Below are 22,065 nucleotides of genomic sequence, written 5' to 3'. Positions count from 1 at the left end.
ACATAGTCCGGCAAATGAAACGATGCCGATCCTCAGCGCGACGGAATGCGTCCAGCCGGGACGCGCGGCGAGGAAGAGATCGCTCCCACGGTTGCGCCCAAGACCGCGCACACCACTTCGACCCTTCCAGCCCTGAACGCCAACATGCGGCGCCCCAGCAGCGACCGCGGAGAGAATCGAAGAGCCCGGCACGCATGACGGACCGCAGAAAGATCAGCCCTTGACCAGGGCGATTAGAGAATGCCCGGGGACACGATCCATTCTCTTGAATTCGAGTTGCTGATGACAGGTGGGGCTGCCGATAAAGTAGGTCCAAGTTCTCAATGATCGCGTCACGTCCGAAACGATCTGCGTCCCCATTGCGTCCCCAAACGTAACTTCAAGTCCAGGACGCACATCTCCACAAGGTCTTTATTCATTTAAATCATGGGATTAAGTGGTGCCCAGGGGCGGATTTGAACCACCGACACGAGGATTTTCAATCCACTGCTCTACCCCTGAGCTACCCGGGCACGGATGAAAGCTTGGCTTTCGGGTGGGCGTTATGTAGGCGAGGTAGCGGCTGGTGTCCAGAGGGAATTTTGCCGATTCAACTTCTTGTCAGCCGGAGCGATAGGTGCGACAGATCTGCGCGAGCCTAGGAAGGTCCAAACATGCGTCCAATCCGCGGAATTTCGTATAAAATCATCTCGGTCGTCATGTTCATCACCATGGCGAGTCTGATCAAATCGCTGTCGGATACGGTGCCGCCGGGGCAGTCGGTGTTCTTTCGCTCGGCCTTCGCCATGCCGGTGATTCTGGTCTGGCTGGCCTGGCAGGGCGAGTTGGCCACCGGCTTGCGGGCAAAGGCGCCTTTGGGGCATTTCTGGCGCGGCTTGGTCGGCACCTGCGCGATGGGGCTGGGGTTTGCCGCGCTCGGGTTCCTGCCGCTGCCCGAGGTCACCGCGATCGGCTATGCCGCGCCCCTGCTGGTGGTGGTCTTCGCCGCGATGTTTCTGGGCGAGCAGGTGCGGCTGTTTCGCTTTACCGCGGTGTTCATCGGTCTGGCGGGCGTGTTGATCGTGCTGTCGCCGCGGCTCTCGGTGGGCAGCGATGTCAGCCATGCACAGGCGCTCGGCGCGATGATGGCGCTGGGGGGCGCGGTGTTCGCGGCGCTGGCGCAGGTGACGGTGCGCAAGCTGGTGGCGACCGAGACCACCTCGGCGATTGTGTTCTGGTTCTCGGCCACGGCGGCGCTGTTGTCGCTGATCACGCTACCATTTGGTTGGGTGGTGCCGACGCCCGCGCAATTCGCGGTGCTGGTGCTCTCGGGGATACTGGGCGGGATCGGGCAGATTTTCCTGACCTCGAGCTACCGTGAGGCCGATGCCTCGCTGGTGGCGCCGTTCGATTATGTGTCGATCATGTTCGCTATGGCGATTGGCTATTGGGCGTTTGACGAGGTGCCGACGGCGACCATGCTGCTGGGTGCGGCGATTGTGGTGGCGGCGGGGATCCTGATCATCTGGCGCGAGCGCAAACTGGGGCTGGAGCGGTCGCGGCCACGGCGGGTGATGCCGCCGGAGGGCTAGGCATATCGGGCGTGCGGGGGCCGGTCTCGGCCCCGATCGCCGGAGTTTGCGGATCTCTGGAAGACCTTGGAGGTGGGTACCGGAATCGAACCGGTCTTCACGGATTTGCAATCCGGTGCGTAACCTCTCCGCCAACCCACCGTTGCCAAGGTTGGCACTGATTTAGCCGCTGTTGCGGGGCGGCGCAAGGGGCAGTTCTGGGGGATTCGACGGGGACCCGTCGCCACCGCCCAGTCATTGCACCAGACACTGCGCTATCTGTGAGTTCATTGGACGCGTAGTCGCTGGCCACTCTGCCAGCGGTAGGAAAGTGGCAGGCAGTCGAAGCTTCCGTCGGCACAGCGTCCGTAGATTTGCAAGGCGGGCAGCCCCGATGTGGAGGGGATGATCGAGGGGCGTGCGCCGAATACCACATCTGCCGGTTCTGTGCCGGGGACCGACGACAGGAACACCGGCACGTCGCATTGCACCTGTCCACAATAGGGGTAGGCGCCGTCGCATGTCACGCCGCGACTATCGAGAACCGCGTCTGCCAAACCGTCTCCATCCAGATCAAAGTCTTGAAGTAGAGCGCCGGTCTGGCGTTGCAGGCCAGTAGGGCAGCCGCGCTCGATCCATGCGAGCAGGCGTTCGGCGGCACTTGCGCCGGTTGGCGGGGTGGGCGGCGTGGCGGTGGTGGGAAGAGGAGCGCCGTTTTCGCCGGCGATGCAGAAGTCGATCAAACTGCTTATGGCGGCTGTCATGCCTTGGGTGGGGATGCCGCCGCGGATGGCGCCTTGTTCCAGCAGGGTCACGCTATCGGCCTGTCGGAGGGCTTGGACCAGCGGGGCATGGAGGCTGAAGGACTGGTGGAAGGCGCCGTAGTAATCGGTATAGGCGATGTCGCCCAGAGAATGGCTCTGCCCGTCAATGAGCAGCGCGGCGCCGGCGAGCGCGCGGCCTTCGTTGGTGTCCGAGAAGGCATGCATGTCGAGTTCCAGATGCAGGGTGCCCGGTGCGGTAATGCTGTCCATATAATACATCGGAACCGTGCCGGTGGTGCCGGGGAGTTGCCCGCCGCAGCGTAGCAGCATGGCGCCGGGAAGTCGGGCATGGCCGAAGAAGATGCCTTGCTCGACATCGGTTGAGACCTCCCAGCCGAAGCCCAAAGCGGGGGTGGCAATCAGCGCGGCGCCGAGGAGCAGCGGCAGGCGGAGTGGCCGAGGGCGGAGGTTACGCATACCGGTGGGGTCCTTACTGGTTACCGCAAGGAGTGTGGCAGGCGCGAAGATTTCGATCAAGTTTTGCGGTGGCGCGCGCAGAGGGCGCAGCGAATGAGAACGGGCCGCAGATTGCTCTGCGGCCCGTCTTTAGGTGTTTCGCTCAGGCGCGGATCACATGTGGATCGGGCCGTCGCCGCAGGCCAGTGCGGCTTCGCGCACGGCTTCGGAGTAGGTCGGATGCGCGTGGCAGGTCAGCGCCAGATCCTCGGCGGAGGCGCCGAATTCCATCGCCACACAGACCTCATGGATCAGGTCACCGGCGGCGGGGCCGATGATATGGCAGCCCAGAATGCGGTCGGTCTCTTTGTCGGCGAGAAGTTTGACGAAACCCTCGGCCTGAAAGATCGCCTTGGCGCGGGCGTTGCCCATGAAGCTGAATTTACCGACCTTATGGGCGCGGCCTTCCTCTTTGAGTTGCTGTTCGGTCTGGCCCACGCTGGCGACTTCGGGCGAGGTGTAGATCACGCTGGGGATCACGCCGTAGTTCACATGGCCATGTTTGCCAGCGACCACTTCGGCCACGGCCATGCCCTCGTCTTCGGCCTTATGGGCCAGCATCGGGCCGACAATCGCGTCACCGATGGCATAGACGCCGGGGATATTGGTGGCGAATTGCGCGTTGGTCTTGATCTGGCCGCGCGGTTCCAGCTCGATACCCAAAGCGTCCAGCCCGAGACCCTCGGTGAAGGGTTTGCGGCCGGTGGCGACCAGCACGATATCGGCATTGACGCTGTGCTCGGTGTCTTTCTTGCGCGCGGTATAGGTGACCTCGGCGCCTGTGTCGGAGCGGGTGACCTTGCTGACCGCCGCGCCCATGACGAATTTCATCCCCTGTTTGCCAAGGATGCGCTTGAAGCTCTTGGCGACTTCGGCGTCCATGCCGGGGGTGATCTCGTCAAGGTATTCGATCACCGTGACCTGCGTGCCGAGGCGGGCATAGACCGAACCCATCTCCAGCCCGATGACACCGGCGCCGATCACCACCATGGTCTCGGGCACGGATTTGAGGGTCAGCGCGCCGGTGGAGGTGACGACGACCTCTTCGTCGACCTCGACGCCGGGCAGCGAGGTCGGCTCGGAGCCCGAAGCAATGACGATATGTTTGGCACTATGGGTCTCGTCGCCGACCGTGACCTTGCCGGATTCGGGGATCGACGCCCAGCCTTTGAGCCATGTCACCTTGTTCTTTTTGAACAGGAATTCGATGCCCTTGGTGTTGCCGGAAATGGTGTCGTCCTTATAGGCGAGCATCGCCTCCCAATCGACCTCGGGCTTGGCGACATTGAGGCCCATTTTGGCGAAGTTATGCTCGGCCTCATGCAGCGAATGGGTGGCATGGAGCAGCGCCTTGGAAGGGATGCAGCCGACGTTGAGGCAGGTGCCGCCGAGGGTCTCGCGGCCCTCGACACAGGCCACTTTGAGGCCCAATTGCGCGGCGCGGATGGCGCAAACGTAACCGCCGGGTCCGGCGCCGATGACGATGAGATCGAAGTCAGCCATATGTGGTCTCCTGTGGTGGCCCGGGGCAGGGGGCGCGTCGCCCCCCTCGGCGCTAGGCGCCTCACCCCCCGAGAGTATTTAGGGCAAGATGATGTCAGATCAGGGCAGCGATCAGCATCGTGAAGGTGGCCAGAAAGCCGATGAACCAGATCAGCGAGCGCCAGGGGGCCCAGCCGAGCAGATAGGCGGGGACATAGAGAAGGCGCGCGCCGAGATAGGTATAGGCGGCGAACTGGGTGGTGGTGGTGGATTGATCGGCAAGGGTGACGACCATGACGGCGATGCCGAAGAGGATCAGCCCCTCGAAATGGTTGTTCATCGCCCGCTGGGCGCGGCCGGCGGTGCCGGTAAGCTCGCGCGGGCGGTCACGGGGACCGGCGGCGTAGCGGCTGCCGACCTGCATCTGCGCGGTCACCGAATAGATGGAGAACTGCAGGGCTTGCAGGAGGGCGGCGAGGGTGAGGATGAGGAGTTCGGGGGTCATGGGCTACGCAACGATATGTTCGTTGATTTCGGCGGGTTCGTTTTGCAAAGACCACAGAGCATCAATGAGCGAACTATACTGTTCCAAGCCAGCGGCGGATTTCCATTGGCATTGAAGGTTGCCCTTGTGGTCATGTACGAGCAGTAGCTGCTTTTCGAGGTCTGAAAAACTCTCGTGGCTCGCAAGCGAAAAAATCATCCGCAAGCTATTTTCAATACGCTGAAGGCGTTCATATCGCCACGGCGACACACTATAGGGCTCGTAAGCTGTATACTCTGTCATAATTTGATCGTGCCTCCCGACAAATGGAGTGACATTACAAAAAGTGGGAACGCGCGCCCTATCAATGGAGAAAGGGCGCACGCCTAATTTGTGACGCTTACAGATCCATCAGCAGGCGGCGCGGGTCTTCGAGGGCTTCTTTGACCCGCACGAGGAAGGTCACTGCGCCTTTGCCGTCGACGATCCGGTGGTCATAGCTGAGCGCCAGATACATCATCGGGCGGATCACAATCTCGCCGTTGATCGCCATCGGCCGGTCCTGGATTTTATGCATGCCCAGAATGCCCGACTGCGGCGGGTTGAGGATCGGCGAGGACATCAGCGAGCCATAGACACCACCGTTCGAGATGGTGAAGGTGCCGCCCTGCATCTCGGCCATGGTCAGCTTGCCGTCGCGGGCGCGTTTGCCCTTTTCGGCGATCGCCTTTTCGATCTCGGCAAAGGACATCGCGTCGACATCGCGGATCACCGGCACCACGAGGCCCTGCGGCGTGCCCGCCGCGACGCCCATATGGACGAAGTTCTTATAGACCACATCGGTGCCGTCGATCTCGGCGTTGACCTCGGGCACTTCCTTGAGCGCGTGGCAGCAGGCCTTGGTGAAGAACGACATGAAGCCAAGGCGCACGCCGTGTTTCTTTTCGAACTGGTCCTTATAGGTTTTGCGCAGTTCCATCACCTCGGTCATATCCACCTCGTTATAGGTGGTCAGGATCGCGGCGGTGTTCTGCGCGTCCTTGAGGCGGCGGGCGATGGTCTGGCGCAGGCGGGTCATCTTTACCCGCTCTTCGCGCGCGGCATCGTCGCCATTGACCGGACCGCGCGGCACCGAGACCGGCGCGGCAGGGGCAGCGGCGGGCGCGGAGGCACCGGCACCGGAGGCGACGGCTTTTTGCACGTCTTCCTTCATCACCCGACCGTCGCGGCCTGAGCCCTGCACCTGATCGGCAGTCAGACCGGCTTCGGCCATCGCCTTTTTGGCGGCGGGCGCATCTTCGCCGGCTTTACCGGTGGCGGCGGCTTCGGCGGCAGGGGCCGGCTCGGCGGCTTTGGCTTCGGGCGCTTCTTTGGCCGGAGTGGCGGCGGCGCCGGCACCTTCCGAGATCATCGCCAGCAGGGCGTCAACGCCGACGGTCTCGCCTTCGGCGGCGATGATTTCCGACAGCACGCCAGCGGCGGGGGCGGGCACCTCGACGGTGACCTTATCGGTCTCCAGCTCGCAGAGCATTTCATCGACGGCGACAGCGTCACCGACCGCTTTATACCAGGTTGCGATGGTGGCTTCCGAAACACTTTCGCCCAGAGTGGGCACGCGGACTTCGATGCTCATGGATTAGTTCCCTTCAATCGTCAGCGCGGCATCTACCAGCGCTTCTTGTTGTGCCTTATGGCGCGACGCCAGACCGGTGGCGGGCGAGGCCGATGCATTGCGCCCGGCATAACGCGGGCGGGTTTCGCGGGCGCCGATATGCGTCAGCACCCATTCCAGATTGGGCTCAAAGAACGACCAGGCGCCCTGGTTCTTGGGCTCTTCCTGACACCAGACGATCTCGGCCTGCAAGAAGCGGCTCAATTCCTTGCGCAGCGACTGGGTCGGCACCGGATAGAGCTGTTCGACGCGCAAGAGATAGACGTCATCAAGCCCGCGCTTGTCACGCTCGGCCAGAAGGTCGAAATAGACCTTGCCCGAGCATAGCACCACGCGCTTGATCTCCTCGTCGGGCTTGAGCTGCAGCTCGGAGTTGCCCTTTTGCGCGTCATCCCAGAGCACGCGGTGGAAGGCCGAACCGGTGGTCATATCCTCGGCACGGCTGATGCACATCGGATGGCGCAGCAGCGATTTCGGCGTCATCAGCACCAGCGGCTTGCGGAAGTCGCGGTGCATCTGGCGGCGCAGGATGTGGAAGTAGTTCGCCGGTGTCGAGCAATTGGCGATGATCCAGTTTTCCTCGGCCGAGAGTTGCAGGAAACGCTCCAGACGCGCCGAAGAGTGCTCGGGGCCCTGTCCCTCGTAGCCATGCGGCAGCAGCATCACCAGACCGGACATGCGCAGCCATTTGCTCTCGCCCGAGTTGATGAACTGGTCGAACATGATCTGCGCGCCATTGGCGAAGTCGCCGAACTGCGCCTCCCAGAGCACCAGCGCGTTGGGTTCGGACAGCGAGTAGCCGTATTCAAAACCCAGCACCGCGTATTCCGAGAGCATCGAATCGATCACCTCATAGCGCGCCTGACCGGCGCGAATGTGGTTGAGCGGGAAATACCGCTCTTCGGTGTTCTGGTCGATCAGCGCCGAATGCCGCTGGCTGAAGGTGCCGCGGGTCGAATCCTGACCCGAGAGACGCACCGGGAAGCTTTCGGTGAGCAACGACCCAAAGGCGAGCGCCTCGGCGGTGGCCCAGTCAAAGCCCTCGCCGCTTTCGAACATCTTTTTCTTGTTCTCGAGCTGGCGCAGCACCGTGCGGTGACCTTTGAAATCGGCGGGCACCGTGGTCAGCCCTTTGCCGACCTCGGCCAGCGTTTCCGGCGTGATGCAGGTTTCGCCGCGCTGGTAGTTCTGCATGTCCTTGGCTTTGAAGGACTTCCAGCGCCCGTCCAGCCAGTCGGCCTTGTTCGGGCGGTAGTCTTTGCCGATCTCGAATTCTTCGTTGAGATGGGCCTGGAAGGCGGCCTTCATATCGTCGATCTCGCCCTCGGGGATCAGCCCGTCAGCGACCAGACGCTCGGTATAGAGCTGCAGCGTGGTTTTGTGCTTTTTGATCGTGTTGTACATCACCGGATTGGTGAACATGGGCTCGTCGCCCTCGTTGTGACCAAAGCGGCGGTAGCAGAACATGTCGATGACCACGTCCTTGCCGAACTGCTGGCGGAACTCGATGGCGACCTTGGCGGCATGGACCACGGCCTCGGGGTCATCGCCGTTGACGTGGAAGATCGGCGCTTCGACCATCAGCGCGATATCCGTGGGATAGGGGCTGGAGCGGCTGAAATGCGGCGCGGTGGTGAACCCGATCTGGTTGTTGACCACGATATGCAGGGTGCCGCCGGTGCGATGCCCCTTGAGGCCCGAGAGGCCAAAGCATTCCGCGACCACACCCTGACCGGCAAAGGCCGCGTCACCATGCAGCAGGATCGGCAGCACCTGATCGCGCTTTTCGTCGTTGAACTGGTCCTGTTTGGCGCGGACCTTGCCCAGCACCACCGGATTCACCGCCTCAAGATGCGAGGGGTTGGCGGTCAGCGACAGATGCACCGAGTTGCCGTCAAACTCGCGGTCCGACGAGGCGCCGAGGTGGTATTTCACATCGCCCGAGCCATCGACGTCTTCGGGTTTGAAGCTGCCGCCCTGAAACTCGTTAAAGATCGCGCGGAACGGCTTGCCCATCACATTGGCCAGCACGTTGAGGCGGCCACGGTGGGGCATGCCGACCGCGATTTCCTTGACCCCGAGCGCACCGCCGCGCTTGATGATCTGCTCCATCGCGGGGATCAGCGCCTCGGCACCATCAAGGCCGAAGCGCTTGGTGCCCATATATTTGACGTGGAGGAATTTCTCGAAACCCTCGGCCTCGACCAGCTTGTTGAGGATCGCGCGGCGGCCCATGCGGGTGAAGGAGATATCCTTGCCGTAGCCCTCGATACGCTCTTTGAGCCAAGCGGCCTGTTCGGGGTCGGAGATATGCATGAATTGCAGCGCGAAAGTGCCGCAATAGGTGCGCTTTAGGATCTCGAGGATCTGGCGCATGCTGGCGACCTGCAGGCCGAGCACATTGTCGATGAAAATCGGCCGGTCCATATCGGCATCGGTGAAGCCGTAGTTGGCCGGATCCAGCTCGGGATGCGGGGTCTCGTCGCGGTGGTTGAGCGGGTCGAGATCAGCGGCCAGATGCCCGCGGATGCGGTAGGCGCGGATGATCATCAGGGCGCGCAGGCTGTCGAGAACAGCGCGCTGCACCTGCGTATCGCTCAGCTCAATGCCTTTTTCTTCGGCTTTGGCGCGGATTTTGTCACCGGCGGCCTGCGCTTCGGGCGCGGGGGTCTCGGCGGGCCATTCGCCGGTCAGGGCGTTGGTCAGCTCGTCGCGCGGGCTTGGCGGCCAATCGGCGCGCGCCCAGCTCGGGCCAGCGGCCTGACGGGTGGCGGTGGCGTCATCGTCACCGGTGGCTTCAAAGAAGGCGGCCCAAGCGGCGTCTACGCTGGCCGGGTCCTGCGCGTAACGCGCCTGAAGCTGGTCGATATATTCGGCATTCGCCCCATCAAGGAACGAAGATGCGTGCATTGCGTCGTTGGGGCTTTGGTCGTTCATGAGACTAGTCCTCTCCGTGAGAACGGTTTGCAAAGAGATGCGCATAGGGTGAGGGCCACCCTACGAATGACGCGGCCCAAGAATGGGCCGCGTATGGTCGGTGAAAACGGGTAAACTGGGGGCACGCTGCGCTGCTGGCCAAGACCTGCCCGAGGGCAGGAAATATCTGGTAGCTGGGCATTAGGCGTGCCGGTTTCTGTCACCCTTCGATCGCTTTCATCACCGCTTCGCCCAGCGTCGCGGGGCTGTCGGCAACGATGATCCCTGCCGAGCGCATGGCTTCGATCTTGCTTTCCGCGTCGCCCTGACCGCCCGAGACGATGGCGCCAGCGTGGCCCATGCGGCGGCCCGGAGGCGCGGTGCGTCCGGCGATAAAGCCTGCGGTCGGCTTCCAGCGGCCTTTTTTCTTCTGCTCGGCGAGAAACTCTGCGGCTTCCTCTTCGGCGGTGCCGCCGATTTCGCCGATCATGATGATCGAGGCGGTCTCGTCGTCGTCAAGGAACATGTCGAGCACGTCGATATGCTCGGTGCCCTTGATCGGGTCGCCGCCGATGCCGACTGCGGTCGATTGGCCAAGACCCAGATCGGTGGTCTGTTTGACCGCCTCATAGGTCAGCGTGCCCGAGCGCGAGACCACACCGACCGAGCCACGCTGGTGGATATGGCCGGGCATGATGCCGATTTTGCAGGCGTCCGGGGTGATCACGCCGGGGCAGTTGGGGCCGATCAAGCGGCTGCGCGAGCCTTCGAGCGCGCGTTTGACGCGCATCATGTCGAGCACCGGAATGCCCTCGGTGATGCAGACGATCAGCTCCATCTCGGCGTCGATCGCCTCGAGGATCGAATCGGCGGCAAAGGGCGGCGGGACGTAGATCACCGAAGCGTTGGCCTCGGTCACTGCGCGGGCCTCATGCACCGAGTTGAACACCGGCAGGTCCAGATGCGTGGTGCCACCTTTGCCCGGCGTTACCCCGCCGACCATTTTGGTGCCATAGGCAATCGCCTGTTCCGAGTGGAAGGTGCCCTGCGAGCCGGTGAAGCCCTGGCAGATGACCTTGGTGTTGTTGTTTACGAGAATGGCCATAGTGTTATCCCTTCACCGCTTTGACGATCTTCTGCGCGGCGTCCGACAGGTTGTCGGCGGCGATCACGTTCAAGCCGGATTCGTTGATGATCTGCTTGCCCAATTCGACATTCGTGCCCTCAAGGCGCACGACCAGCGGCACTTCGAGGCCCATTTCCTTGACCGCGGCGATCACGCCTTCGGCGATGACATCGCAGCGCATGATGCCGCCGAAGATATTGACCAGAATGCCTTTGACCTGCGGGTCCGAGGTGATGATCTTGAAGGCTTCGGTGACCTTTTCCTTGGTCGCGCCACCGCCCACATCGAGGAAGTTGGCAGGCTCGGCACCATACAGCTTGATGATGTCCATCGTCGCCATGGCCAGACCGGCGCCGTTGACCATGCAGCCGATTTCGCCGTCGAGGGCGATATAGTTCAGGTCGAACTTCGAAGCGGCCAGTTCCTTGGGGTCTTCCTCGGTCTCGTCGCGCAGCGCCAGAATGTCGGGCTGGCGGTAGAGCGCGTTCGAATCAAAGCCCATCTTGGCGTCGAGGCATTTCAGGTCGCCGGTGTCGGTGACGATCAGCGGGTTGATCTCGATCATCTCGGCGTCACGCTCGATGAACAGCTTATAGAGCTTGTTGATCAGATCGACGCATTGCTTGACCTGCTTGCCCTCAAGCCCCAGCGCGAAAGCGACGCGGCGACCGTGGAAACCCTGAATGCCGGTGGCGGGGTCAACGGTGAACGAGAGGATCTTTTCGGGGGTCGACGCGGCGACCTCTTCGATGTCCATGCCGCCCTCGGTGGAGACGACAAAGGACACGCGGCTGGTGGCGCGGTCGACCAGCAGCGCGAGGTAGAGTTCGGTCTCGATGTCCGAGCCGTCCTCGATATAGATGCGGTTGACCACCTTACCGGCGGGGCCGGTCTGATGCGTCACCAGCGTGCGGCCCAGCATCAGGCTGGCCTGCTCGGCGGCTTCGGCGACGGATTTGGTCAGGCGCACACCGCCTTTTTCACCGGCCGACGCCTCTTTGAAGGTGCCCTTGCCGCGTCCACCGGCGTGAATCTGGGCTTTGACAACCCACAGCGGGCCATCCATTTCGCCGGCGGCGCTTTTGGCTTCTTCGGCGCGCAGAACGATGCGGCCGTCAGAGACCGGAACGCCGTAGCTGCGAAGCAAGGCCTTAGCCTGGTATTCATGAATGTTCACGGAACTACCCTTGTCTGGTGCAATTGCTAGAAGTCATGGCATGAAACCACTGCATTATAAAAGGTTTTATCAGGTAAAACTGTCGAAAGGCGGGTTTTTCTCGGGTTTGTGATCACACTTTTGAAGGGTGTGATCACAACGCAAATTTCCGTGTGCGGGTTTCGCATTTTTCCCGAGAATCGGGCCGGATGTTGCCCGCATTTCGCCTCAGAGGTGTCATTGATTGCCATGCCGCAGGGTAGGGCCGCGGCGCGCGGGGCGTCAACCGGCCGCTCTGTCGCAGGGCGAGAGACAGCCGATGCGCGGGGCAGTGATCAGAGGGTGAGCAAGCTGCGATCGCCGCTGGCAAAGCGCCGCAGGACCGCCGGATAAAGCCGGTGCTCCTGTTCGAGCACCCGTGCTGCCAGCGTCTCGGAGGTGTCATCCGGCAACACCGGCACCGTGGCTTGGGCAAGGATCGGCCCGGCGTCGAGATCGGCGATCACCTCATGCACCGAACAGCCGGCCTGCGCGTCGCCCGCATCAAGTGCGCGCTGGTGGGTGTTCAATCCGGGGTATTTGGGCAGCAGCGAGGGATGGATATTGAGCATCCGCCCGTGGAAGCGCTCGATAAACCCGCCGGTCAGAATGCGCATGAACCCGGCCAGACAGAGCACATCGGGGCGCGCCTCCAGCAAGGGTTGCAACAGCGCCGCCTCGAAGGCCGTGCGGTCGCCTTTGAACGGGCGGTGATCGACGGCGGCGGTGGGAATGCCCATCTCGGCGGCGCGCTCCAGCCCTTTGGCCTGCGGGTTGTTGGACAGCACCAGCACCGGTCGCGCCGGATGGTCGCCCTGCATGGATTGCGCCAAAGTCACCATATTCGAGCCGCCGCCTGAAATCAGGATGGCGACCCGTTTGTGGTGGTCTGTCACAGGATGGACCCCGAGTAACGCACGCCCGCTGTGGCGGTGACTTCGCCCAAGCGGCTGACGGTCTCGCCGTGTTCTTCTAGCAATGCGGTCAATGCCTCGGCGCGACCGGCCTCGACGACAACGATCATGCCGATGCCGGAGTTGAAGGTTTTCAGCAGTTCCGCCTCGGAGAGATTTGCCTCGCGCGCCAGCCAGTCAAACACCGGCGGCAGATCCCATGCGCCAAGGTCGATATCGGCGCCCAAACCCTCGGGCAGCACGCGCGGCAGGTTCTCGGTCAGCCCGCCGCCGGTGATATGGGCCAGCGCATGCACGCCGCCGGCCCGCAGCGCCGCCAGCGCCTGTTTGACATAAAGCCGCGTCGGCGCCAGCAATGCCTCGCCCAGCGTGCCCTCGCTGAACGGCGAAGGATCAGCCCAGCCCAACCCGGCCTTTTCGACCACTTTGCGCACCAAGGAATAGCCGTTGGAATGCACCCCGTTGGAGGCGAGGCCCAAGAGCACATCGCCCGCCGCCACGCCCGCAGGCAGCTCCGCGCCGCGTTCCATCGCGCCAACGGCAAAACCGGCGAGATCGAAATCACCCTTGTGATACATCCCCGGCATCTCGGCAGTCTCGCCGCCGATCAGCGCGCAACCCGATTGCGCGCAGCCCTCGGCAATGCCTTCGATGATCGTTGCGGCCTGATCGACATCCAGCTTGCCGGTGGCGAAATAATCGAGGAAAAACAAAGGCTCGGCGCCTTGGCAGACCAGATCATTGACGCACATGGCGACCAGATCAATGCCGATGCTGTCGACCACGCCGGTGTCAATCGCGATGCGCAGCTTGGTGCCCACCCCGTCGGTCGCTGCCACCAGCACCGGATCATCATAGCCCGCGGCCTTGAGATCAAACAGCGCGCCAAAGCCGCCCAATCCGGCCATCGTGCCCGACCGTGCGGTGCGTTTCGCCGCCGGTTTGATCCGGTCGACCAGCGCGTTGCCTGCGTCGATATCCACCCCTGCCTGCGCATAGGTCAGCTCGTCTTTATTGCTCATATCGCACTCCCGGGCCAAATCTGCCGCTGCGTTACCGTATCATGCCGCGGGCTTCAATGCGCCATTACCACTGTTTGCGCTCTCTGCGCGCGGCAGTGGGCGCAGGGGCGGGATCATCCCGCGGATCAGCGGCGATACTCGGGCGAGGCCGATTGCGGGCGCGGGTTGAGCACCACCTCGGGGCAGATATCGCGCTCCTCGGCGGTCAAGGGGGCGCTGCCATCGGGCGTCCAGATCAGGTTCGGAACAAAGGCGATCTCGGGTGCGGGGCGGTCATCGCTCAACCCGATGGCCGCCGCGCGCCGCCGCCCGCGATTGCGCCATGCGCGGCGCTCATAGGTGTTCAACTCCGCCTGCAGCGCATCATAATAGAAGGCCACATCGCGGCCCAGTCGTTGCAGCCGCTGCTCACGGTTGCGCGGGCGGATATCGCGCGAAATCTGGCGGCGGATCTCGGCCGGGCTGGGAAAGCCGCCGTTGCGCGCGCGAATCCGCTCCAGCGCGGCAATATAGGTGGAGAACCGGACCGAACTATGCGCGGCGCGGTCCATGAAAAAGCCGAAGTCGATCTCGGTCGGCTCCAGCCCCACCGAGCGCCAGGCCCGCAGCAGGGTGAATATCTTGCCACCATCGAAATTATTGGCCCGAAACAGCGCGGTATAGATCTCGCGCACCTGCGCGCTGGCGGCCAGATTGGCGAAGCCCTCGGCCCAGATCTCGCGCCGCGCGGGGTCGATGAACACGCTGCATAGATAGCGTTCGACCTCGCTGTCGTCGATCACCTCGCGGTCGAGCACAGGATGCAGTCGTCGGCCCAGATGGGTGCTGCGCCGCACCGCCGCGGCCTCATCGCCAAAGGCCGCGTCGATCAGCGCGGAATGCTGCGCGTCGACCTGCGCGAGGATGATCAGCAACTCCTGCCCCCAGCCCGCCGTCGCCCCATGCGGCCCCCATGTCAGATACGAGGAACTGTCGTTGGAATAGCAGTCAAGCTGGTCTTCCTGTGGGTCATAGACCGGCGCATTCTGGCAGAAGTTCCACTGCGCGGGCGCTTGAAACGGCGTGTCTTCAAAGGCTTGCAGGATCGCTTGCATACGCTGATAGGGGCCGGGGACGGGCCGTTCGGGCAGCAGTGCCTGCCACAGCGCGCGGGTCACGGCGCCGTCGCGGGCGGCGGAATTGCGCGGTAGCTGCGCGCGGATATCATCGCAGCTGGTCAACTGCCGGATCGCCGCGCGCGTGCCAAAGCCGAACGCGCCATCGGTCTCGACCCGCAGCTCCATCTCGCAGGTCTCAAGCGCTGCGTTCAGCGCGGTTTGCACCGCGAATATCTCGCCATAGATGCCGTCCAGCAGCACTCCGTAGTTGATCACCTCCACCCCCTCGGGGCGCAGATAGGCATAGAGGGTAGGATCGTCGGCTTCGGACAGAAAACCGTCCTCTCTGCCGTCCTCGGCGGTGTCCTCGGTGGTGTCTTCGGCCAGTTCGGGCGGCGCTTCGGGTAGAGGGGCGGGCAGTGGTTCGGGCAGGGGATCGGCGGGCAAGGGATTGGGCGGGGGATCGGGCAGCGGATCGGCCAGCGCCCAAGGAGCCACGGCCAGTGCGATCAGGGCGACAGACAGGGGCAGGCAGTTCATACAGCGAATCCACGCGAACACAGGGGCGGCGTTAACTATAATGCAGGGCGGCGATATTGCACATGGCAGGCAGCTATCGACGCCATCACCCCACCCGCGCGGCCATTCCCCAACCGCCGGTGGTATCGCCCGCGCGCCAACACCGGTTCTTGACGGCCATGCTCAACCTGCTACTCAGAGGCTGGCTGGGCCTGTAGCTCAATGGTTAGAGCAGGGCGCTCATAACGCCTTGGCTGGGGGTTCGAATCCCTCCGGGCCTACCAATGCAACCGATTGAATCAAAACAATTGCTTGCAAATCAGAGCGTTGTGCCATTTTCTGTGCCAGAATTGGTTCCAAAGTGGTGGGCAGCATGGCAGGAAAGTTGCGGTATTGGAAAGAGAAGAGCGGGCGATTCTATGCTCGAGTTGCTGTCCCAGAGCGGTTACGGCCGTATCTCGACGAACCGCGAACAGAGCTTATTGAAGCTCTTGGCAGTGATCGTCGAATTGCTTTGCGAGAACATTCCGCTGCTGTCGCTCGCCTGCAGCGAGAGATTGCGACAGCCGAACGCAAGGCAAATCTCAATTCTGCCGAGGTCCGCGGCGCTATCTTCCCGTTGTCCGCCCAAGAGATGGCAGCACACCACTATCAAGGACGCCTTTCTTTTGATGAGGAACTGAGAAACGACGTTCGCTATGCATCTATCGGTTTGGATGACATGCTTGTCGGGGAACTTCGAGACGCAATCGCGGGGAAATTGCCCGACGACCGCCTGCATGCACTTGCAGGAGGTTGGATTGAGCACTATCGGCGCCAGGGGAATACGAATGTGACACGACCTTCAGATGCGTGGCGCAGCCTAGCGCGCGCACTGTGCATCGCTGAATTCGAGGCGCTTTCGAGGGTTGTCGAGCGCGATGAGGGGGATTTCTCAGGAACCGTAGGGCATCCTTTTCTCGCAAACTTCGACACTATCTCTGAAAAACCCGAGCCGGTGAGCTTGTCAAATCTTTGGACGGATTATCTCGCATCACGGGTTCAAGCCGGGTTTATTAGAGATGGCGGCAAGCGTCAGGAGCCAGTGCTTAAAAACCTACGCCGATTCTTGAAGCACGATGACGCGAGTCGGATCACGAAGAAAGATCTGCTCTCGTGGCGCGACCATTTACTCAACGTTTGCCAGCTAAGTCCGACAACCGTCAGCGGAATATATCTTTCGACGATTCGCTCATTGTTCAAATGGGCACACGAGAATGACCGCTTAAGCGAAAACGTCGCTGCGTCTGTTCGGCAACCAAAGCCTCGTAGAACGCAAGGGCGAGAGCGCGGGTTCACCGACGTCGAGGCCCTCGCAGTCTTAAGGGCCTCTCTCGCACATCAGCCAAAGGCAAACCAATTTGGCTTCGTCCGAGAAACCTCACACATGACAGCAGCAAAGCGGTGGGCGCCACTTCTTTGTGCATTTTCTGGTGCCAGGATTTCTGAGATCACGCAGCTTCGCAAGCAAGACATACGCCAAGAAGGCGATAACTGGATCATGCGCATTACCCCCGACGCAGGCACAGTTAAGGCTGGTGGCTGGAGGGATGTGCCACTTCATCGGCAGATCATCGTCCTCGGGTTCATCAATTTTGTGAATGCTGCGGACGACGGACCGTTGTTCCACGGCGCTAGCGATCCGGAGAAGTATGCGACGGCTTCGGCGAGCGTTTCAGATGAACTGGCAAAGTGGCTACGCCGTTCGAAAATCGCACCTGAAGGAGTGCAGCCGAACCACGCCTGGAGGCACAGACTAAAAACAACTGCGCGCGAGCTTGGGATTTCAGACCGCGTTATCGACGCCATACAAGGACATGCTGGACGCACAGCAGGCGACGGCTACGGTGACGTGACCCTCAAGGCGAAAGTCAAAGCTATTGACGCCTTGCCCGACTATGACCTTTCGCGATGAATATAATCGAGAGGGAAATTATAGCTCAACGCAGGCGTAACTTGGCAGCACCAGCTACTGCTTCCAAAATAGAAAGCCAGCTTAAATCACCTCCCCTGTTTGGTGTGAAGCCCTTTTTTCAACACGGATTAGGGCATGTCGCGCCCAATTGAGTTCACCTGTTAGCGTGAGCGCGTTGGGGTTGCCAACACTGCCTCACGCTAACAGGTGAATGCTGGAATCTCATTGAACGCGACACGCTTTTGCAAGGCACATCACATACCGGACCTCGACAATGCAGCGAAGACCAGCGGAGAAATAGTTTTTTATTCGGTAACCTTAACTAGCCTCATCAAGTCTGAATAGTTGGTCACGACATCATATTTCACCTGATCTTCGTTGATCCGCCTGCCAATTTCGTCAAAGAACTTGCGCGCGCATTTAATCTTGGTTTGTTCAAGCTCGCGCATTTTCATTGACGGCAAGTCAGACTTCGTTTCAGCAACGAAATATAGATGCTTAACCCCTCCCTCTTTGAACGCGATCGCCCAGTCAGGATTATAGTCGCCCACAGGGGTGGGAATGAGGAACCCTCGTGGCAGTTTTGAATAGATGATTACTTCCGAGCTGGTATCGAGATCCTTAACAAACTCGCGTTCAACCTTGGAATCAACTATGGCATAGTCATAAACGTGGTTTTTCAGCTTATCAGTGGCCTTTTTGAAGTCATTACCGGTCTCTCCCGCTGTGAACAGTTCAGATGAATACCGCTCTTCTAATGCATCATAGGTCAGCTTTTCGATAATTGCAGTCGCCTTCTGCTCCTGGATCATATGCGACGCGTCGGCGATGAACTGTTCGGGATTCTTTGCAAATTCAGCAAATTTAACAGCCTGAATACCGCCGAGAATTTCACCGACTGTCCGGCGTGTCAGGTCCGTATTCTCGCAAATTGCACCGATCACATCATAGGAAACACGAGAATGAGCACTGGTCCCCGTTTCGGTGCGAAGCTTCCGTTGAACAAAGGCGTCGCCCGAGCGAAATTGCTCATCCGTGACACCATCAGACAGCGTGCCTTCAGTCACCAAGTATTGCAGCGGCGCAACCGACAGGTCCCGTTCCAGTCGGTCAATGCAGCTTTTGACCAGGGCGGCGCTGTCGAAATCGACCTGATAAACGGCCTTACGATTGATGCGCCGCCATAGTTCTTGAAATTCTTTGCGGTCGAAATTGTCGTTCAGTTTGTTTTTCTTCGGAGCACGCCCATTGCTCAGCATGCCATTGAGGGCGGCGCTACTGAACACCGTATCTATCAACGCAAAAGCTGCATCCCTATGTGCTTCAAGGCCTTCCGGCAACGCGGCTAGCACTTCGGACTGGCGCGCTTCGTGATAGGCTTCGGTGATGTGACCATCTTCATCCACGTAGTCGTTCTTAATCAAGAATCTCTCAAGACTTTTGGCCAGCTTTTTGTCCAGCACCAACTCCAGATCGCCGGTCTTTAGAGATTTCCCCTCGAAGTAGTCAGCATCTGCCAATTGAGGGCGGGCAGAAAGATTTTCCGCTATCTCTTTTTGCAGTCCAGTCACAAAACCTTTGTAGCTCTCGGATGCAACGACAGTCAGCACATTGATGTCATGCACAGTGGCGGGATGATCCATCCGTTCACCGTTCCGGTTGACGGCAATCCTCAAGCCCCGGCCAACCTCCTGGCGGCGCGAAATCGTGTTTTGGCTCTCGTTGTGCTTGAGCATGCACATCACAAAGACATTGGGGTTGTCCCATCCCTCCCTCAGGGCAGAGTGGGAGAAAATAAACCGCGTTGGCTCGTCAAATGATAGCAGTCGCTCTTTGTCCTTCAGGATGAGATCATAGTCGCTGGGCTCAGTCGATTGCCCGGCAAGCTCTCCGCGCGCGGCCGCCTTCGGATCCGTCATCCGCCCCTTTTTGTCGATCGAAAAGTAACCTCGGTGGGTCTTGCAAACATCGATTCCTTCAAGGTGTTTACGATATTCGACACTCTCCAAAGGCAGTTCACTCAGCAGATCGGCGACTGCCTGGGTGTATTCTTCTTCGAATACGCGAGCGTATTCCCCTTTATCGTCATCCTGATCGTAGTCCCGATACTTCACGACCTCGTCGATAAAGAAGAGCGACAGAACTTTAACGCCACGCGCAAACAACACCTGCTCGCGATCGATATGCGCGGCAATCGTTTCGCGGATCTGGATCCGGCGGATATCGCGCTCCGTCACATCGCCCGATGCCTCACCGGCGTGCAGCACATCACCATTGGTAAAGTGAACTGTATCGTCGCGCGCATCGATGTTGCTGACCGTGAAACCGCGGTAGACTTCCAGTCCCTTCGACAAATCGAACAGATCACGCCCCTGTTCCAGCTTGCGGTGCACCCGTTTGATGCCAGTCTTGGTCTTTACCTCGATATCGACGAAAGCCACTGGGGATGCGCTGGACGTGTCGATCCGATGCAGAAACAGGTATGGATTGGTTCCGCTTAGGCCCTTTGTTTCCACACCATGGACACGGATCTTCTTGACCAGCTTCTGGTTGAAGGCATCCACGGCGTCCAAACGATGCACCTTGTTATGGACTGTGCGATGGGTCGCGGAATAACGTATGATGAACAATGGGTTGAACTTCGGGAGTGCCGTTTGCGTCGCCGGCCCCTCCATTTTCTGCGGCTCATCCAAGATCAAGATTGGCCGGTTCTTGGCAATTACGTCAATCGGCCTGCGCGACTGGAAATCGTCCAACTCATCATAGATCCGCCGGTTATCTGCCCCAGACGCGTTGAACGCCTGCACATTGATCACCATAACGTTGATGCCAGAATCCGACGAAAAGCTCTCCAGCTCGTGCAAACGTTTCGAATTGTAGACGAAGGAACGGACCTTCTTGCCGTATTCCTGCTGAAAATGCTCGGCGGTCATCTCGATCGACTTTGCCACCCCTTCACGGATAGCCACGCTGGGCACCATGATGATGAACTTTGACCAGCCATAACGCTTGTGCAGCTCGAACATCGTCTTGATGTAGACATAGGTTTTGCCCGTGCCGGTCTCCATCTCAACGTCCAGATTGACCGTCGCACCGGGTTTATAGCTAGCAGGCTTCTTTTTGCCTTTGTCATCCGCAAAATAGCTCAAGCTGTCTGAAAGCGGCAGCATCGCAAGACGTTGAACCTTGGTGATGTTCTCCAGCAATCCGTCTTCAGTCAGCTTGATAGCCCCATTTCCAAAGCCTTCAACTTCCATCTGGGACTGAGCCGCGGCCCCAGGATCAACGGTGTATTTCAACGGATCCTGACGAGGTTGACCTGCAAAGCATTCAACAACCGCATCCACGGCCTGCGTCTGGTAGGGCTGCGATTTGAATTTGATTTTCATGGCAGTCTCTTTCGTAAACGAGGCGCTTCTTTCGTAACTTCTTTCGTAGAATGTTCCCGTTTCATTCGCACAGCCTCCATGATGGAACCGCCTTGGAGCCAGCGTTGAAAATCACTTTCTTACGCCGTAAGCTACCGAGAATATTACCTATTTTATTTTTCTTCTGCGTTTCATCCAACGCATCGCTGAGCTTATCCCAGAGCAGATCATCAACGTCCTTTCGTGAGGCGGCGCCGAACTCTCGTAGATACTGCACGATCCAATCCGCATAATGTTGCTCTTCGAACGCACGATGCTTGATGTAATCCACTTTCTTGGAAGAGGCCGCTGCGACAGCCGCTGACACACGGAACCGCGGCTTGCGTCCCTCAACTAACCCCTTGCGTTTGAGCGCCTGTATCGCGCTGTCTGGCACTTCCAGCCCCTTCTGCACGCGGTCCAGCGCCAGCACGTCAACCAATTTCAATCCGCCATTTTCCATCAGCACCCGCGTATAGGCGGGATCGACCACGCCACCAGAGATCGTCATCTCGACCGCATCATCCGACACTTCGTAATCCGGCATCGGCAGATAGCGCCTGCGCTGCGTTTCATACATCTGCTGGATCCCGTATCCCATCTGGTCGATCATGTTCAGCTCGACCATCGCCTGCACCAGATACGGGTTGCGGTAGCCACGGGGCGATTTATCACCGCGCACGTAATCTTCGGGCATGCCCTCGAAAAACCGGCCTGCGTTCTCGAAGACCAGCCGATCCGGCTTCTCGGTGACGATCACCCGTTGGTTCAGGCGGTAATCCTGATGGGCGATGCAATTGTGCAGTGCCTCCAGCACGACCTTCTGATCGTATTTCGACACCTCATGCGGCAGCAGTTCATCATCCGGCAGCAGACGTAGCTGGATATTGCGAATGCGTTGATACAGTTGCGAAGTCGCCAGAAGGAACGGCGGACCGAAATGCTCGTAGGCACTTTCTTGCCCCACCAGCTTCCAAGTAATCTGGGCAGGATTCGGCGACAACAGATGGGCGCTCTCACCGCGTCCCAGCAACAGCAAAGCCGCGCGGGTGACCTGGCCGCGTTGCGTGACCTTGGCACGGTCCAGCAGGGTGGCCACAGACCAGCCGCGCACCTCGTCAGGGGGAATGCGGTTCTGGTGTTTCAGGGCGAAATCACTGCGCGCGCGCTCGATGGCCGCGGGATCCAGATCATCCAGCGTCGCCCCTTCGACCAGCTGCGCGCTCCAATCCGTTGTGATCGTCTGGGCGCGGATTTCATCCAGCTTGGCGAGGCTCAAGGAGGCGAGGCTTTCGCCCGACCGCGAATAGTAATGCCCCTTCTGTAATCGCCGGATGTAATCTCCCCAAAACCGCCGTTTGAAAATTCCCCAGTTGTGAGCGGCAGGGTCAATTCCGAACCTCAAGTATTCGGAATTGGCGCTGACGCGGGACATGATGCCTGATGC

The 22,065-nt window shown here is 60.2% G+C and carries 15 protein-coding genes and 3 tRNA genes; 3 read left to right on the top strand and 15 right to left on the bottom strand.

All coding sequences use genetic code 11. From position 1 onward, the window contains the following. Positions 1 to 437 precede the first annotated feature (437 nt). Positions 438 to 512, bottom strand: a tRNA-Phe gene (locus DDE20_RS17990). 141 nt (positions 513 to 653) lie between these two features. Here DDE20_RS17990 and DDE20_RS17985 point away from each other — a divergent pair. Beyond that, positions 654 to 1,571: a DMT family transporter gene (locus DDE20_RS17985; RefSeq protein WP_116559915.1), complete on the top strand. Its 918-nt coding sequence runs from the start codon at positions 654 to 656 to the stop codon at positions 1,569 to 1,571. Positions 1,572 to 1,638: 67 nt separating this feature from the next. Here the strand turns inward: DDE20_RS17985 and DDE20_RS17980 are convergent. The 12 genes from DDE20_RS17980 to DDE20_RS17930 all read right to left on the bottom strand — a co-directional run bounded on the left by DDE20_RS17980 (position 1,639) and on the right by DDE20_RS17930 (position 15,278). Beyond that, a tRNA-Cys gene (locus tag DDE20_RS17980) sits at positions 1,639 to 1,712 on the bottom strand. A gap of 125 nt (positions 1,713 to 1,837) precedes the next feature. Beyond that, entirely contained in the window at positions 1,838 to 2,791 is a 954-nt protein-coding gene (locus tag DDE20_RS17975) for a hypothetical protein (RefSeq protein ID WP_116559914.1), read from the bottom strand. Positions 2,792 to 2,944: 153 nt separating this feature from the next. Continuing rightward, entirely contained in the window at positions 2,945 to 4,333 is a 1,389-nt protein-coding gene (gene lpdA / locus DDE20_RS17970) for a dihydrolipoyl dehydrogenase (protein ID WP_116559913.1), read from the bottom strand. A gap of 94 nt (positions 4,334 to 4,427) precedes the next feature. Next, positions 4,428 to 4,817 (bottom strand): MAPEG family protein, encoded by a 390-nt coding sequence (locus DDE20_RS17965; protein ID WP_116559912.1) that lies wholly within the window; start codon positions 4,815 to 4,817, stop codon positions 4,428 to 4,430. Between the two features lie 3 nt (positions 4,818 to 4,820). Further along, positions 4,821 to 5,099: a hypothetical protein gene (locus DDE20_RS18905; protein ID WP_133240373.1), complete on the bottom strand. Its 279-nt coding sequence runs from the start codon at positions 5,097 to 5,099 to the stop codon at positions 4,821 to 4,823. A gap of 97 nt (positions 5,100 to 5,196) precedes the next feature. Next, a complete protein-coding gene (gene odhB, locus DDE20_RS17960) occupies positions 5,197 to 6,429 on the bottom strand; it encodes a 2-oxoglutarate dehydrogenase complex dihydrolipoyllysine-residue succinyltransferase (protein ID WP_116559911.1) in 1,233 nt (410 codons plus the stop codon). A 3-nt stretch (positions 6,430 to 6,432) separates the two neighbouring features. Continuing rightward, on the bottom strand, positions 6,433 to 9,405 hold the full coding sequence (locus tag DDE20_RS17955; RefSeq protein WP_116559910.1) for a 2-oxoglutarate dehydrogenase E1 component: 2,973 nt from the start codon (positions 9,403 to 9,405) through the stop codon (positions 6,433 to 6,435). Positions 9,406 to 9,604: 199 nt separating this feature from the next. Next, a complete protein-coding gene (sucD, locus tag DDE20_RS17950) occupies positions 9,605 to 10,489 on the bottom strand; it encodes a succinate--CoA ligase subunit alpha (protein ID WP_116559909.1) in 885 nt (294 codons plus the stop codon). 4 nt (positions 10,490 to 10,493) lie between these two features. Continuing rightward, positions 10,494 to 11,687, bottom strand: coding sequence for an ADP-forming succinate--CoA ligase subunit beta (sucC, locus tag DDE20_RS17945; RefSeq protein WP_116559908.1), 1,194 nt, complete (start codon positions 11,685 to 11,687; stop codon positions 10,494 to 10,496). Positions 11,688 to 12,001: 314 nt separating this feature from the next. Further along, complete coding sequence (purN, locus tag DDE20_RS17940; RefSeq protein WP_276308542.1) at positions 12,002 to 12,601, bottom strand: phosphoribosylglycinamide formyltransferase; 600 nt, start codon at positions 12,599 to 12,601, stop codon at positions 12,002 to 12,004. Further along, the gene (purM, locus tag DDE20_RS17935) at positions 12,598 to 13,641 is read right to left on the bottom strand and encodes a phosphoribosylformylglycinamidine cyclo-ligase (RefSeq protein ID WP_116559907.1); all 1,044 of its coding nucleotides are present in this window, start codon (positions 13,639 to 13,641) and stop codon (positions 12,598 to 12,600) included. Before purM ends, purN begins: the two co-directional genes overlap by 4 nt. Before the next feature lie 125 nt (positions 13,642 to 13,766). Next, positions 13,767 to 15,278, bottom strand: coding sequence for a hypothetical protein (locus DDE20_RS17930; protein WP_116559906.1), 1,512 nt, complete (start codon positions 15,276 to 15,278; stop codon positions 13,767 to 13,769). A 187-nt stretch (positions 15,279 to 15,465) separates the two neighbouring features. Here DDE20_RS17930 and DDE20_RS17925 point away from each other — a divergent pair. Continuing rightward, a tRNA-Ile gene (locus DDE20_RS17925) sits at positions 15,466 to 15,541 on the top strand. Positions 15,542 to 15,630: 89 nt separating this feature from the next. Next, on the top strand, positions 15,631 to 17,211 hold the full coding sequence (locus DDE20_RS17920; RefSeq protein WP_116559905.1) for a DUF6538 domain-containing protein: 1,581 nt from the start codon (positions 15,631 to 15,633) through the stop codon (positions 17,209 to 17,211). A gap of 305 nt (positions 17,212 to 17,516) precedes the next feature. On the opposite strand, the gene DDE20_RS17915 is transcribed toward DDE20_RS17920, so the two are convergent. Together DDE20_RS17915 and DDE20_RS17910 are read right to left on the bottom strand one after the other, a co-directional pair. Beyond that, complete coding sequence (locus tag DDE20_RS17915; RefSeq protein WP_116559904.1) at positions 17,517 to 20,600, bottom strand: type III restriction-modification system endonuclease; 3,084 nt, start codon at positions 20,598 to 20,600, stop codon at positions 17,517 to 17,519. 61 nt (positions 20,601 to 20,661) lie between these two features. Continuing rightward, positions 20,662 to 22,065, bottom strand: a 1,404-nt coding sequence (locus DDE20_RS17910; protein WP_205961706.1) for an ATP-binding protein, incomplete at its 5' end; no start/stop codon positions are given.

Source organism: Pararhodobacter oceanensis (genome assembly GCF_003076755.1).
In the GTDB taxonomy this organism is placed as follows: Bacteria; Pseudomonadota; Alphaproteobacteria; order Rhodobacterales; family Rhodobacteraceae; genus Pararhodobacter; species Pararhodobacter oceanensis.
This window is presented reverse-complemented; position numbering and strand designations above follow the sequence as displayed.

Coding starts and splice junctions, on each gene's coding strand:
- DDE20_RS18905 (WP_133240373.1), bottom strand. CDS start 5,099: ATGACAGAGTATACAGCTTACGAGCCCTATAGTGTGTCGCCGTGGCGA.
- DDE20_RS17915 (WP_116559904.1), bottom strand. CDS start 20,600: ATGAAAATCAAATTCAAATCGCAGCCCTACCAGACGCAGGCCGTGGAT.
- DDE20_RS17920 (WP_116559905.1), top strand. CDS start 15,631: ATGGCAGGAAAGTTGCGGTATTGGAAAGAGAAGAGCGGGCGATTCTAT.
- DDE20_RS17975 (WP_116559914.1), bottom strand. CDS start 2,791: ATGCGTAACCTCCGCCCTCGGCCACTCCGCCTGCCGCTGCTCCTCGGC.
- DDE20_RS17965 (WP_116559912.1), bottom strand. CDS start 4,817: ATGACCCCCGAACTCCTCATCCTCACCCTCGCCGCCCTCCTGCAAGCC.
- lpdA (WP_116559913.1), bottom strand. CDS start 4,333: ATGGCTGACTTCGATCTCATCGTCATCGGCGCCGGACCCGGCGGTTAC.
- DDE20_RS17985 (WP_116559915.1), top strand. CDS start 654: ATGCGTCCAATCCGCGGAATTTCGTATAAAATCATCTCGGTCGTCATG.
- DDE20_RS17930 (WP_116559906.1), bottom strand. CDS start 15,278: ATGAACTGCCTGCCCCTGTCTGTCGCCCTGATCGCACTGGCCGTGGCT.
- purM (WP_116559907.1), bottom strand. CDS start 13,641: ATGAGCAATAAAGACGAGCTGACCTATGCGCAGGCAGGGGTGGATATC.
- sucD (WP_116559909.1), bottom strand. CDS start 10,489: ATGGCCATTCTCGTAAACAACAACACCAAGGTCATCTGCCAGGGCTTC.
- DDE20_RS17955 (WP_116559910.1), bottom strand. CDS start 9,405: ATGAACGACCAAAGCCCCAACGACGCAATGCACGCATCTTCGTTCCTT.
- odhB (WP_116559911.1), bottom strand. CDS start 6,429: ATGAGCATCGAAGTCCGCGTGCCCACTCTGGGCGAAAGTGTTTCGGAA.